The sequence below is a fragment of the Embleya sp. NBC_00896 genome (assembly GCF_045207785.1).
GTDB lineage: Bacteria > Actinomycetota > Actinomycetes > Streptomycetales > Streptomycetaceae > Embleya.
Genome location: NZ_CP108777.1, coordinates 413219 through 426127, shown reverse-complemented (window position 1 = coordinate 426127; position 12909 = coordinate 413219). Strand labels below are relative to the sequence as shown.

The following is a 12909-nucleotide window of genomic DNA, read 5'->3' as shown; positions in this document are numbered from 1 at the left end:
TCGAGCGCCTCGCCGCCTGCCTCGGCTGGCGACCGGGTGCTCGCGGACATCGATGAATGGAGTTCACTCATGTGTCACCCCTCGTGGGGGCGCGCACGCGCCGAGGCGCAGCGCCTGCGCGACCTCGCGCGACTGCGCCGAGTCCGCGACCGGATCGACCGGGAGTACGCGCAGCCGCTGAACGTCGAGGCGCTCGCCCGCGGCGTGAACATGTCGGCCGGGCACCTCAGCCGCCAGTTCCGGCTGGCCTACGGCGAGTCGCCGTACGCGTACCTGATGACGCGTCGCATCGAACGGGCGACGGCGCTGCTGCGTCGTGGCGACCTCAGCGTCACCGAGGTCTGCTTCGCGGTCGGCTGCTCATCGCTGGGCACCTTCAGCACCCGCTTCACCGAGCTGGTCGGCATGTCGCCCAGCACCTACCGGCGCCGCGCAACGGGCGCCGCGGCGGGGATGCCGCCGTGTGTGGCGAAGCAGGTGACAAGACCGGTCAGGAATCAAGAAGCGCCGGTCGCCGAGCCGCAACCAGCGTGATGGTCATGACATCCATTGCATCCGTGACCCTCGACGTGGCCGACGTTGCGGCCGCCGACCGCTTCTACACCGCCGCCTTCGGTTTGGGCACGCAGATACGACTGCGGGCCTCGGAGGCGCCGACGACCGGCTTCCGCGGGTTCACGCCGGCGCTGTACCGGCGCGGCGCCCTTGCCAAGGACGCCGGCGTCTCTCCCGACAGCACCGGATCGCACCAACTCACGATCGGCGGCGATGCCGCACCTTTCACCGACCCGGACGGGTTTGCCTGGGAGGCCGCAGCGCCGGCACTCACGCCCTGACGTGTCATCGCCGCCTCTCCCACCCGTTCGCCGATCACCGACCACCCGCCGGCGCGGCGCGCACCGACGGGCGTGCCCGGCCACGCCCGTCGGTGGTGCCTTACCGGCTGTATTACTGCCTACTTGACGCAGGTTCGGTCACTCGCGGGCAGCTTGCCCGTGGCCAGGTACGTGTTGACCTGGTTGTCGACGCAGGCGTTGCCGTAGGTGCCGTAGATCCCGTGCTGGTTGGCGCCGTGCAGGGTGATCAGTCTGGAACTCGGCAGTTGGCCGCGCAGTGCGACCGAGCCCATCGCAGGCCGCCGCGTTCGCCGGGTCACGCCGACCCCGTCAGTTCCTGCAAGTTCCCCGAGTGCGAACTGGAGCCAACCGAGGGTGACATCGGTGGTCTGGACGTTCTCGGGTCATGACGGCCGCCCGCCGAACTGCCAGTTGTGCACCTCGATGTCGGCGTACCGGTCCGCGGTCAGGACGGCGCGTGCCGTGTCCGGGTCCGGGGCCCGGACCAACACCGCCGTGCCCAGCCAGGTGGCGCCGTCGTCGGACAGCAGTGGCCCATAGGCGATCAGCTCGTCCCGGTCGCGCGGCACCGCGAGGTCGGCGGCATGGCCCGTACCGAGGCCGAGTACCAGGTAACGGGTGCCATCGGTCCGGCCACCGGGGAAGTCCCACATGGTGCGTCCCAGCGTGTTGCGCCACCGTCGCACCAGCACATCCCGGTACGCGCCGGCCTGGTAGTTCGGCTCGTCGAAGGCGAACGCCCGGGCGGCGACGGGATCGGGCAGGTCGACGATGTGCACGCTGCCGGTGGGCGTGTCGCCGTCGTCGGCGAGGGTCGGTCCCCGGGCGATCATCTCCTTCGCGTACTGATCCATATAGGACCAATGCTCTTGCAGTAGCTCGTCGCGCAGCGCTGCGGAGCCGGGCCGGTCGCGGTGGTAGCAGAAGAACTCCATGCCTACAGGGTCTCTTCAAGGAGGTAGCCGGGTCGAGCGGGTTTCACTGCGATGACTGTTCGGCGAAGCTGAGGGCGGCCTCGTCGTCGCTCCTGCGGTAGGCGACGTACGCCATGCCCTTGAAGAACGCCATGGACGGCGGCGCGCCGAATCTCACCGGTGATTCGCGATGAGGCGCCAGGAACACAGGGGCACGCGTGGCTCTGACCTCACGAGTGCACCTGCTTCGGCAAGGTGAGGATTTCGGCTCCGTCGTTGGTGATGGCGATCGTGTGCTCGCTGTGTGCCGTCCGGCAGCCTGTCGCACTTCGGAGCGTCCACCCGTCGGCATCGATGACGAGCTCGGCGGTGTCCGCCATGACCCACGGCTCCAGTGCCAGCAGAAGCCCGGGGCGCAGTTTGTACCCACGGCCGGGCCGCCCCGTGTTCGAAACGTGCGGGTCCTGGTGCATCGTTGATCCGATGCCATGACCTCCGAACTCGGTGTTGATCGGGTACCCCGCCGCGCTGAGGACCGAGCCGATGGCATGGGAGATGTCACCGATGCGAGCCCCGGGTCCGGCAGCGGCTATCCCTGCGCTCAAGGCGCGTTCGGTTGCGCTGATCATCGCGACGCTCTCCGGGGGCTTCGATTCGCCCACGATGAAGCTGATGGCAGCGTCCGCGGCGACTCCGCCTTTGGAGACGGCGAGGTCGAGCGTCAACAGATCGCCGTCGGCAAGCGTGTAGTCGTATGGCAGTCCGTGAAGCACCGCGTCGTTGACGGCCGTGCAGATGTAGTGGCCGAACGGCCCGCGTCCGAAGGACGGCGCGTAGTCGACGTAGCAGGACTGTGCTCCGGCCTCGACGATCATGGCCTGGGCCCACCGATCGATGTCCAGGAGGTTCGTGCCGACCGCGCTACGGCTCTTCAGTGTCTGCAAGATGCCGGCGACCAGGGCGCCTGTGTCCTTTGCTCGGGCCAGTTCGGTGGGGTTCAGGATCTCGATCATGCGGCGCCCTTCTCATGCAACCAATAACTATACCGGCCAAACTATACCGGTACTAGAATCGGAGCCATGGTCAGATTGCCGCTCACTCCCGCAGAGGTCGAGCGCGGACAGCGCCTCGGCGCCCTCCTACGTCGCGCCAGGGGAGAGCGCTCGCTGCTCGAGACCGCGCTCGATGCACGCGTCTCACCGGAGACTCTCCGGAAGATCGAGACGGGCCGCGTAGCGACCCCCGCCTTCCCGACCATCGCTGCGATCGCCGATGCCCTCGACCTCTCCCTCGATGCGGTGTGGGCCGAGATCAACCAGCTCGAACGCGATGTCGAACCGACCAGCCCTGGTCACAACACACGTGAGCGGTTGGCCTCGTAAGTCTCAGTCCACGAGGCGTTCTGGGCCGCCGCAAGCACCGAAGCCGAGCACCGGACCACCTTGTGACGGCCCACCGTCCCGATGTGCTCAGCGAGAGCCGGGCCACAGGGGCGCGGTGATCGTCAAGTCCTCGTCGAGCTTGGTGATCAGGGGGGACTGCACGGAGGAACAGTATTGACCGGCCCACTCCTCGGCGAGCGCGAGGAAGCCGCGCAGATCGTTTTGTAGCGCTTCCAGAACGACGGGCAGGTTGGCCTTCGGGATATCGACGTGCCGGCCCGACGGCGTGTCGCCGGGCTCGCCGCCCTCCTGCCACACGCGGACCACGGGCCCGGCGTGTTCGACCGTGGGCCAGGGGTCGTGGCCCAGCCACTCCGGGACACCGCCGTCCATGACCGCGAGCCAATCGCGCCATTCGTACAGGCGCGAACAACACCCCGGCCGTATTTCGAGGTCGAGGTCGGCATCCCGGAAACGCAACCCGCCATCCGCGCCCACCCCCTCGGCCTCGATCATGCGTCGGACATGATCCACGGCGTCCGTCGCCGGGCCCCTTTCGTCCTCCCTCTCGAAGCCGTTGGCCGTGAGGATCGCCATCGCGGTGCCCACCTCCGACGGCGTCATCCGACCCGAGACCTCCATGAGTTGGAAGGCGGGAAGGTCCGCAACGGGCCACAGGGTGAAGCCGGTGAGATTGGGCGTTTCCAGCACGGCGTCCACGATCAACATCGCGTCAGTGTCGCCGACAACGGACCGGGTTGTCGTGCGATTTTCGTCCGCGCGGGCCGGCAGACGGGGCACGCCAGGATCGGTTCGACCATGCCGGAACGACGGTTCGACGTGGCCGTTCAGTGTACGAATGGACGGCTCGACATCACCGTGCGCACAACCGGTCCAATGCCGACTGGCTCTCATCGTCCGCGGCGCGGTAGATCACCAACCGCTGGTCCGGATCTTGAAGTGGCATGAGCACTTCGAAATGCACTGCGATCACACCGACGTCGGGATGTCGCATCACCTTGCGCCCGCGGCCGTTGACCTTGATGTCTCGCTCCGCCCACAATCGCGCGAACTCCTCGTCACGAGTGGTGAATTCGGCGATGAGGTCGGTCAACGCCCGATCCTCCGGATGCGCGGCCCACGCAGCGCGCAGGTGGGCGATCCCCTCCCGCACGACGCGTTCGCGGTCGACATAGAACTCACGCATCTCCGGATGCATCAGGCACAGCCACATCGCATTGCGCTGCGACGGCGGCAGGGTGTCGAAATCCAGTAGCAGCCTCGCCATTTCGCCGTTCCAGGCCAGGATGTCGTAGCGGTGGTTCATCAGCATGGCCGGCAGCGGCGACAGGTCGGCGACCAGCCGGGCCAGCGGCGGCGCCGCAGTGGTGGCGGGCTTGTCGGCGTTGCGGGGGCGCTGCCGGGCCAGGTTGAAGAGGTAGGCGCGTTCGTCGGGGGCCAGGCGCAGCGCCCGGGCCAGCGCCTCCACCACGTTCGCCGAGGGCCGCAGCCCGCGGCCCTGCCCAGGTCGGGCTGGCCTGGACCCTGCAGAACCCGGGTGTGACGGCATCGCTCATCGGCGCCCGCACTCCCGCACAGCTGGAGGAGAACCTGGGCGCCCTGGAGGTCGACTTCACGGCCCCCCAACTGGCCCGCCTCGACGAGGTCGGCGCGATCGAGCTCGGCTTCCCGCACGACATGCTCGCCGGCGACAGGATGCGCGCGGTGACCCACGGCGACCTGAAGGTCGAAACCCGCCGCTGATACCCGATCGAGCCCCGAGGACGGCGCTACCGCCGCCCTCGGGGCGATCATCGGCACATCTGCCCTGTGCAGTCGGCACGGGGTGCCCCGGCCAACTCGGCGACACCACGCGCGACGGTGGCGGTGCCGGTACCGGACCGCCGGGAGCAGCACAAAGGGGCAACGCTTCTACGACTGGGCCCACATCGCACTGCACAACCCCAGGGCCGGGCACCGCTACCTGCTGCTCCGCCGCAGCCGCACCACCCGCGAACTGAACACAACCGGCCGCCCCGCACCGGACGCGTTGATCCCGCTCACCTGCAACGAGATCGCGCGCCCGTTCATCGCCCTCGTTGCCCAACGCGCCCACGACGCGGCCCACCGGCTCAGCTGGTCCTACTGGCGTCGCCGCCACCAAGTCCGTTCCCGAGCCGGCCGGCACTGCCGTCAAGCCGCGCGCTCTGCCGGAGCGCACTCGATCACGTGAGCATGCAGCCCCGGGAGCACGATCCCGCGTCACGGCAACGAGCGTGTGAGCCACACCACTTCACCGCTGTCTTCCGTGGAAACGCGATCCCGCTCGAACCCGAGCTTCTCAAGGACACGCAATGACGGTGTGTTCCACGCGCCGACGGTCGACCAGAGCCGCTTCCGCCCGGTCGCGATTGCGGCATCGACCACCGCCCTGGCCGCCTCGGTGGCGTAGCCACACCCATGCGCGCGCTGGAACAGCTCATACGCGATTTCAGGCTCCTCCACGGTGGAGCGGCCGATGATCAACCCGCAGTAGCCGATGAAGTCGCCTTCGTCACGGCGCTGGATGGGCAGCAGGGCAATCCCCGTGCTCTCCGTCGCGGTGAGTAGCTTCGCGATGGCCGCCCGGGTGTGCTCAACCGTGGGCGTCTCCTTGCCGCGTTCGGAGAGGAGGGCGCAGAACTCGGCAGCGTCCGACTCAGCCCACGGCCGCAGTATGAGCCGCTCGGTCTCAAGGCGGAACGACATCGTCTCGTACGTAGACATGCCCTTACTCTGCCCCACGGATCATCACGAACTACGGCTGGAGTACTGGTACTCCAGCAACGGTTCGATATATCCGCAGGTCAGTGGCCATATCGAGCGCGTTTCCAGTCTGTCTGGGATGTCTGGATGGACGCTGAATATCGACGGCTTCCGCGTTGGTAGTGGCAGCGGTGGGCGACGGCCCGGCGGCGATCTCCGTGGGATCGCTCAGGCTGCGGTGGGCCAACGCCCAACGGGCGCGGCCGAGTTCGGGTCGGCCAACGCCCGCTCCCGGCGGGACTCGTAGGCGACGAACATGCCTATCCGGCAGTTGTCGATCTTCCCGGACGTGCCGGTGTGTTGACGTCCGACGCCGGCGGACGTGACGCCCTTCTTGACGGAGCCGGTGTCGTCGACGATCAGGACTCAGGTCGTCGGTTCGCCGAGACGTTCCGCGACGAACTCCCGGACGTCGTGCCGGAGTTCGTCCGGGTCCTACGACGCCGACGCCAACAAGCGTTGGATCCCGTCGGGCTCGTGCCGTTCCGCCCTCCCGCCGTCCCGCGTCCGGAGATTGGTGCGGGCGGTGGGCATTCGTGGTCGACAGCGGACTGCCTCGCTGCTACTTTCGGAACATGTTCGAAAAGTCGGTCGGCGACGCCGAGGATGGAGTTCGCGATGACGAATAGCTCGAGTGCTCGGCCAGGGGTCACGCTCGCCGTGGTGGCCGTCGTGCAGTTCATGGTGTCGCTGGACCTGTCGGTCGTGAACGTCGGACTCCCGCAGATCGCCGCCGGTCTCGGCTTCGGCGCGGTGGGCCTGACCTGGGTGATCCACGCCTACGCCCTCACCTTCGGCGGGCTGCTCCTCCTGGGTGGCAAGGCCGCCGACCGGTACGGCCGCAAGCGGGTTCTGCTGCTCGGGCTCGGCCTGTTCGGCCTCGCCTCTCTCCTCGGCGGCTTCGCTCGGGAGCCCGGCCATCTCGTCGCCGCCCGAGCCGCGCAGGGCATCGGGGCTGCCGCGCTGGCTCCGGCCGCGCTGGCGCTGCTGACGGCGACGTTTCCCACGGGCAAGGCCCGCGTCCGGGCCTTCGGAGTATGGAGCGCGACGAACGCCGCGGGGGGCGCCTTCGGCGTGCTGATAGGCGGCCTGCTCACCGAGTACGCCGGCTGGCGCTGGGTGATGTTCGTGAATGTGCCGATGGCCGCATGCGCGCTGGCCCTGGCCTGGCGCGGCATCGCCGAGAGCGCGCCGACCGCGCGCGGCGGCCGTCCGGACGTGCTCGGCGCCGTCCTGGCCGCGTCGGGCATGACGCTGCTGGTGTTCGGCGTCGTCCGCACCGATCGGTACTCGTGGACCTCCTCGGTCACGCTGACGACCCTGGCGGTCGCGGTCGCGCTGCTGGCCGCGTTCATCCACGTCGAGCGGACCACCGCCCGCGAACCGCTGCTCCGGCTCGGCTTGTTCGCCAATCGCTCGGTGGCCGGCGCGAACGCCTACAACCTCCTGGTGGGGGCGGCCATGGCATCGTCCTTCTACTTCGTGTCCCTCTACCTCCAACAAGTCCTCGGGACGGGGCCGGCGCTGACCGGGACGATGTTCCTGCCGTTCGCCTTCGCTGTGATCGCCGGCTCCGTGGTCGCCGTCAAACTCGGCTACCGACTCGCCCCCCGCATCCTGCTGGTCGGCGGCGGACTCCTGACCGCGACCGGGCTCGCCTGGTTCGGCCTGATCAGCTCCGACGGCGCCTTCGGCACCGACGTCCTGGGGCCCTCGATCGTCGCCGGCTTCGGCTTCGGGCTCTGCCTGGGACCGGTCGTGTCCATCGCCACCGCCGGCGTCGCGCCCCACGAGACCGGCACCGCCTCGGGCCTGCTTGCCAGTTCGCGCCAGATCGGTGCCTCCCTCGGACTCGCCGCCCTCGGCACCGCGGCACACGACCGCACCGGTGACACCACCACCCCCGAGGCCCTCAACGACGGATACGCGCTCGGTCTGACCCTCGGCGCCGCGCTCCTGGTCGCCGCCGTCCTCATCGCCCTCACCGTCCTGCGTCGGACCGGCGCGCCGTCACGGGTCGAGCAAACCGATGACCGCGATCTGCTCCCCGCCCGGGATTGACCGGACGGGCGACCCGGTGGTCCGGGCGCCCTCGATCGTGACCCGAAGGACAACCGCCGAACAGACCTGCGCTTTCTCGCCGCGCGCGGCCGACCCTGGCACACCCCCTCTCCAGACTGTTCAGCATCGGCTGTATTGTTCAGCGTATGATGACCATTGCGGTGCAGGGTGAGGTGCTGGCCCGGTTCGGGCACGCCCTGTCGGACCCGACACGTTCGCGGCTGCTGCTGGCGCTGCGGGAGGGCCCGGCGTACCCGAGCGAACTGGCCGAGGCGCTCGGGGTGTCGCGGACGAACCTGTCGAACCACCTGACGTGTCTGCGCGGTTGCGGCCTGGTGGTCGCGGTGCCGGAGGGCCGGCGGTTGCGGTACGAACTGGCCGACCCGCGCCTGGCGCACGCCCTCGGCGACCTGCTCGGCGTGGTCCTGGCCGTGGACCCGACGGCGCCGTGCGCCGACAACGACGGCGACGGATGCTGCTGATGGCCGTGCCGGTCTCGCTCACCCTCGGCTCGTCCCCGGCCCGGCAGGAGCGGTTGCGGCGCCGGATACGGCTGCTGGTCGCCGCGACGATCACCTACAACGTGGTCGAGGCCGTCGTCGCGATCACGGCCGGGACGGCCGCCTCGTCGACCGCGTTGGTCGGGTTCGGGCTGGACTCGATGATCGAGGTGGCCTCCGCCGCGGCGGTGGCCTGGCAGTTCACCGCCGCCGACCCCGCCCGGCGGGAGAAGGCCACGCTGCGGATCATCGCGTGGTCCTTCTTCGCGCTCGCCGCCTACGTCACCGTCGACGCCGCCCGCGCGCTCGCCGGCACCGGCGAGGCCGAGCACTCCAGCGTCGGAATCGTGCTGGCCGCGCTGTCGCTCGCGGTGATGCCCGGCCTGTCCTACGCGCAGCGCCGCGCGGGACGCGAGTACGGGTCCGCCTCCGCGGTCGCGGACTCCAAGCAGACCCTGCTGTGCACCTACCTGTCCGCGGTACTGCTGGTCGGGTTGATCCTCGACTCCACCCTCGACTGGTCCTGGGCCGACCCCGTCGCCGCGCTGGTGATCGCCGCCGTCGCGGTCAAGGAAGGCCGCGAAGCCTGGCGCGGGGACACCTGCTGCGCCGCCCCGCCCCCGACCAGAGCCACCCCCGGGTCCGCAGCCGGCGTCGCCGAGGCGCGATGCGGGTGCGCGTCCGGGTGCACCGGACCGTGCTGCACCGGCAAGTCGACCGGTACACAGGAGGATTGACGTGTCGAAGATGCCTGTTGCCGTACGAGCGGCGCTGGAGGCGGAGTTGGCCGCCGCCCGCGCCGCCGCACCGGGACCGCAGGGGTGGGCGCATCTGGAGCGGGCGCACATCCTGTCCCAGCCGTGGGCGTGGCCGCACGTCCGCGTGCACGCCGCGATGCTCGCCCGCGCAGCGCGTACCCGCGATGTGCGCGAGGCGGCCGGGCAATTCGTCCGGCTCGTGGTCGCCGCACCCGGGTCGGCCACCGGGCGCTACCCGGTTGGGAACACCGGCCGGGCGAACGTGCCCATGACCGCGCCGATGCCGACCCCGCCGGACCTCGCCGACCTGCTCGCCGCGTCCATCGGCCCGGCGGACACCCACCCACGATGAGCCCGCCGGCCCGTACCGTTTCGGTCAACCGAGCCGGGGCGACCAGGCCGGTGTGGTCCTGCGGCCCACACGGCACACCCGCCTGCGCCGTCTGAACTTCCAAACCGGCGGGATGCCCGCCCACCTGCCGGGCGCGGTCGTCGCGTCCGACTTCCCCGCACTGGAACACCTCGACCTGTGGCTCGGCGTCGCGTTCTACGGCGGCGATGCGACCGTCGGCGACCTCACCGACCTTCTCACCGCACGGAACCTGCCCCGGCTGCGGCACCTGGGGCTGATGAACAGCGAGATCCAGGACGACATCGCCGCCGCTGTCGCCGCTGCACCGGTGGTCGCCCGGCTGAGCTCCCTGGACCTGTCGATGGGAAACCTGAGCGACACCGGCGCGGAATCACTGCTCGACGGACAACCTCTCACCCACCTGCGGTCCCTGTCGCTGCGCCACCACTTCGTCGGGGAGGCCATGCAGCGGCGGCTGCGCGAGCACCTGGAACCCGCGGGCGTCACCGTGGACTTGTCCGACGCCATGCAACGCGACGAATGGTCCGACCCCGTGGAACGCTACGAACGGTGTGTCCTGAACGGGGAGGACGGCCGCTACACCCAGGTATCGGAGTAGACCCGTGCCATGGATCCCCCCTTGCCGAACGCGAACTCGTCGATGCCCGGCACGCGTACGGCGTCGGTGGGCGGTTCGGGAAGCGCACGCACTTGGCGCGAAATCCGGCCCCCGGTTCGCCGTTGCGGGCGGCCGGGATCCGGCCGTCGTCACGCGTGTCGACGCAGGCGGTGGGGTGCCGGCTCGGGCGTCGCGGGGATTCGTTCGAGGATGCCGCCGGCGAAGACGGCGTACAGGGGCAGCGACGTCAGGTGGACGTAGCCGATGTGGCAGTCGCAGGTCCGCTTGGGGCAGGGCGGCGCCGGTGCGAGGCCGGGGCGGAACGAGCCGTCGTAGAGGTTGCCCAGCACCTCGGGCACGAAATGGCAGCGGCGTACGGTGCCTTCGCCATCGACGCTGACCACGGTGTCGCCCGTGCGGCACGGTACGCCGTGGGAAGGATGCGGGTGTCGGCTGAAGCCGAAGTGCGGATCCAGCGCGACCCACTCGGCAGCCGCCGAGTCGGTGTACGTGTGACCCTCGGCGGCGTTGATCCAGAGGTACACGTCGGAGGGAAGGTCGTCGCGGAGACGCCGTGCGGCGGCCAGGTGTTCGGGCAACCCGACGACACCGACGCTGAAGCGCACGCCGCGCGCGTGCAGGTCGCGGCAACGGTCCAGGAAGCGTGCGTAGGGGACCTGTTCGGGGTGGTAGGTGGCCCAGAGTGCCAGGCGGGTGAGGTCTGCCGCCTCGGTCCACCGAGGGTGCGCGCTCAGGTTCGTCTGGATGGCGACGCGTTCGACATGCGGCAGACGGCTCAGTTCGGCGAGCGTACGGCGATACCAACTGCGGACGAGACCTTCGCCCCACGGGGTGAACAGGACCGCCACGCGGTCGGGCGTGCGGGCCACCCAATCGGCGAAGCGTTCCAACGCCGCACGGTCGGCGCGCAGTTGCTCGGGAGTATCGCGGCGTTTGGCGAACGGACAGTAGCCGCAGTCGTAGTCGCACGAAGCGAGCGGACCCCGATACAGGATCGTCAACGGCTGTGCGTGCGCCCGGAGTTCGGCCAGGGGCAACGTCGTGGCGACGGGAAGCCGCGTCACCGTGGGCGGTATCCGTGCATGAGGGCCGCGGTCTCGGGCGAGAACAGCGCGGGGCCGATCGCGTCGGACCAGGCCAGGCCCTCGTCGGTCAGGCGCACGCCCGCTTCGGAGACGGTCAGCAGGCCGGCGTCGGCGAGCGGCGCGAGTTCGGCGGCGAAGTCGACGTCGGCGTCGGTGCCGAAGGCAGCCCGGTAGTCGGCGGCGGCCAAGCCGTCGGCCTGGAGCAGCGAGGTGAGCAGGTGGCGTCTGCGTCGCTCGCTCGCGTCGAGCCGATAGCCGACGCGTGCGCGGGTGAAGGCTTCCTGATCGAGCGTCACGTAGTCGTCGATGATCGCGCGCACCTCGCCGATACCCACCGCGTACTCGAACGAGTAGTGCAGGTCGGAGGTGTACGAGCGGGCGCCGCAGCCGAGCCCGATCATGCCGTCCCGCTGGCAGCGGTAGTCGGTTTCCGCGCCGGAGCCCGCGCCCGCCGCAGTGCCGCCGGCCGTGCTGCCGAAATCGCCACCGCCATCCGGCGGGATGTCCGTGCGGCGGAACATGCGCATCGAGACCTGCTCGTAGCCGGCGTCGCGCAGGTGATCGCGGCCCACGCGGTAGAGCGCGAGGCGGTCGGTGTCCCAGTCGGCACGCGTGACGGCGCGCCTGCCGAGCCCGGTGAGCGGGCGCACGTAGAGCGGGTAGAGGTACAACTCCTCCGGCCGCCACGCGAGCGCCGCGTCGATCGAGGCCAGCCAACCGGCCCGCGTCTGACCGTCGATGCCGTAAATGAGGTCGATGTTGAGGATGGGCACCGCCGCGTCCCGAATCGCCGCGAGTGCGGCCTCGACGTCGGCGCGGCGCTGCGGACGCCCCGCCGCGCGGGCCTCGGCGTCGTCGAACGACTGGACGCCGATGCTGACGCGTGTCGTCCCGCGCGCGGCCAACACCGCGAGGCGATCGGGCGTCGCCGTCGCGGGGGAGGTCTCGACGGACATCGGGATCGCGCCGAGGTCCGCGCCCATCACCTCCGTTGCGATGTCGAACAGTCGTTCAAGTTCGGGTGCGTCGAGGTAGGTGGGGGTCCCGCCACCCACCGCCGCGACCGCGAAGCGCGCCTCGGGTATCGCCTCGCGCACGGCCCGCGCCTGACGTTCGAGCGCGTCCAGGTAGCGCCCGACGAGTTCCTCCGGAGCGCCCGTCCGGGTGAACAGGTTGCAGAAGCCGCAGCGCATCTCGCAAAACGGTACGTGCAGGTAAAGGGACAGCGTCGAGAGGTCCTGACCCCGCCACACATCGCTCAGCGTGGGCGTCGCGGCGAGCGGGCGGTACGCGGTCTTGTGCGGATACGAGTAGACGTACCCCGCGTACGGGGAGCCGAGCAAGTCCTTCGCCGCCACCGACGACGGCATGGTCAAGGGATCGGCGGTGCTGGGTGACCCCATGGGCGGATGACCTCCGACGACGTGCATATGCGGTGCGCAAGCGCTCGAACGCCCCGACCCTATGCGCGGACACCGACAGGGCAGCCGGCCGGTCCCCCCGAGCGGCCGACTCCGAGCGGCGAACCGCGGAACCGCGCCGCGTGCCGGTGCGA

Annotated in this window: 16 protein-coding genes and 2 pseudogenes; 9 read left to right on the top strand and 9 right to left on the bottom strand. The window is 70.1% G+C overall.

Features of this window, described 5'->3' with window-relative positions; all coding sequences use genetic code 11:
- Positions 1–69 precede the first annotated feature (69 nt).
- Together OG928_RS35155 and OG928_RS35150 are read left to right on the top strand one after the other, a co-directional pair.
- A complete protein-coding gene (locus OG928_RS35155) occupies positions 70–534 on the top strand; it encodes a helix-turn-helix transcriptional regulator (protein ID WP_331766046.1) in 465 nt (154 codons plus the stop codon).
- Positions 535–539: 5 nt separating this feature from the next.
- A complete protein-coding gene (locus OG928_RS35150) occupies positions 540–836 on the top strand; it encodes a hypothetical protein (RefSeq protein ID WP_331766045.1) in 297 nt (98 codons plus the stop codon).
- Positions 837–955: 119 nt separating this feature from the next.
- Here the strand turns inward: OG928_RS35150 and OG928_RS35145 are convergent, their stop codons facing one another.
- The 3 genes from OG928_RS35145 to map form a co-directional block, all read right to left on the bottom strand.
- On the bottom strand, positions 956–1129 hold the full coding sequence (locus OG928_RS35145; protein WP_406291507.1) for an alpha/beta hydrolase: 174 nt from the start codon (positions 1127–1129) through the stop codon (positions 956–958).
- Between the two features lie 111 nt (positions 1130–1240).
- The gene (locus OG928_RS35140; protein WP_331766044.1) at positions 1241–1792 is read right to left on the bottom strand and encodes a YciI family protein; all 552 of its coding nucleotides are present in this window, start codon (positions 1790–1792) and stop codon (positions 1241–1243) included.
- Between the two features lie 209 nt (positions 1793–2001).
- Positions 2002–2784 (bottom strand): type I methionyl aminopeptidase, encoded by a 783-nt coding sequence (gene map, locus OG928_RS35135; protein ID WP_331766043.1) that lies wholly within the window; start codon positions 2782–2784, stop codon positions 2002–2004.
- Between the two features lie 66 nt (positions 2785–2850).
- On the opposite strand from map, the gene OG928_RS35130 reads away from it, so the two are divergent.
- Positions 2851–3153 carry a helix-turn-helix transcriptional regulator gene (locus OG928_RS35130; RefSeq protein WP_331766042.1) on the top strand — a complete coding sequence of 101 codons (303 nt, stop codon included), beginning with the start codon at positions 2851–2853 and terminating at the stop codon, positions 3151–3153.
- 87 nt (positions 3154–3240) lie between these two features.
- Here the strand turns inward: OG928_RS35130 and OG928_RS35125 are convergent, their stop codons facing one another.
- Both OG928_RS35125 and OG928_RS35120 read right to left on the bottom strand, forming a co-directional pair.
- Positions 3241–3882: a hypothetical protein gene (locus tag OG928_RS35125; protein ID WP_331766041.1), complete on the bottom strand. Its 642-nt coding sequence runs from the start codon at positions 3880–3882 to the stop codon at positions 3241–3243.
- A 145-nt stretch (positions 3883–4027) separates the two neighbouring features.
- A pseudogene (locus OG928_RS35120) lies at positions 4028–4675 on the bottom strand (transcriptional regulator); the annotation flags it as partial.
- Here OG928_RS35120 and OG928_RS35115 point away from each other — a divergent pair.
- Positions 4666–4917 (top strand): annotated as a pseudogene (locus OG928_RS35115) (aldo/keto reductase); the annotation flags it as partial. The pseudogenes OG928_RS35120 and OG928_RS35115 sit on opposite strands and share 10 nt — an antisense overlap.
- 498 nt (positions 4918–5415) lie before the next feature.
- Here OG928_RS35115 and OG928_RS35110 read toward each other — a convergent pair.
- Both OG928_RS35110 and OG928_RS35105 read right to left on the bottom strand, forming a co-directional pair.
- Positions 5416–5919, bottom strand: a complete 504-nt coding sequence (locus OG928_RS35110) for a GNAT family N-acetyltransferase (protein WP_331766039.1) — start codon at positions 5917–5919, stop codon at positions 5416–5418.
- A gap of 207 nt (positions 5920–6126) precedes the next feature.
- Positions 6127–6318 carry a transposase gene (locus OG928_RS35105; RefSeq protein ID WP_406292082.1) on the bottom strand — a complete coding sequence of 64 codons (192 nt, stop codon included), beginning with the start codon at positions 6316–6318 and terminating at the stop codon, positions 6127–6129.
- A 258-nt stretch (positions 6319–6576) separates the two neighbouring features.
- Between OG928_RS35105 and OG928_RS35100 the strand changes: the two genes are divergently transcribed.
- The 5 genes from OG928_RS35100 (at position 6577) to OG928_RS35080 (ending at position 10248) form a co-directional block, all read left to right on the top strand.
- The gene (locus tag OG928_RS35100) at positions 6577–8019 is read left to right on the top strand and encodes an MFS transporter (protein WP_331766038.1); all 1443 of its coding nucleotides are present in this window, start codon (positions 6577–6579) and stop codon (positions 8017–8019) included.
- Between the two features lie 149 nt (positions 8020–8168).
- Positions 8169–8501, top strand: a complete 333-nt coding sequence (locus OG928_RS35095; RefSeq protein WP_331768224.1) for a metalloregulator ArsR/SmtB family transcription factor — start codon at positions 8169–8171, stop codon at positions 8499–8501.
- On the top strand, positions 8501–9256 hold the full coding sequence (locus OG928_RS35090; RefSeq protein WP_331766037.1) for a cation transporter: 756 nt from the start codon (positions 8501–8503) through the stop codon (positions 9254–9256). Before OG928_RS35095 ends, OG928_RS35090 begins: the two co-directional genes overlap by 1 nt.
- Positions 9257–9266: 10 nt before the next feature.
- On the top strand, positions 9267–9629 hold the full coding sequence (locus OG928_RS35085) for a DUF3703 domain-containing protein (protein WP_331768223.1): 363 nt from the start codon (positions 9267–9269) through the stop codon (positions 9627–9629).
- Positions 9630–9741: 112 nt separating this feature from the next.
- Positions 9742–10248: a hypothetical protein gene (locus OG928_RS35080; protein ID WP_406291505.1), complete on the top strand. Its 507-nt coding sequence runs from the start codon at positions 9742–9744 to the stop codon at positions 10246–10248.
- 149 nt (positions 10249–10397) lie between these two features.
- Here the strand turns inward: OG928_RS35080 and OG928_RS35075 are convergent, their stop codons facing one another.
- Both OG928_RS35075 and OG928_RS35070 read right to left on the bottom strand, forming a co-directional pair.
- Positions 10398–11300, bottom strand: a complete 903-nt coding sequence (locus OG928_RS35075; RefSeq protein ID WP_331768222.1) for an STM4011 family radical SAM protein — start codon at positions 11298–11300, stop codon at positions 10398–10400.
- A 29-nt stretch (positions 11301–11329) separates the two neighbouring features.
- A complete protein-coding gene (locus OG928_RS35070; protein WP_331768221.1) occupies positions 11330–12724 on the bottom strand; it encodes an STM4012 family radical SAM protein in 1395 nt (464 codons plus the stop codon).
- Positions 12725–12909 lie beyond the last annotated feature (185 nt).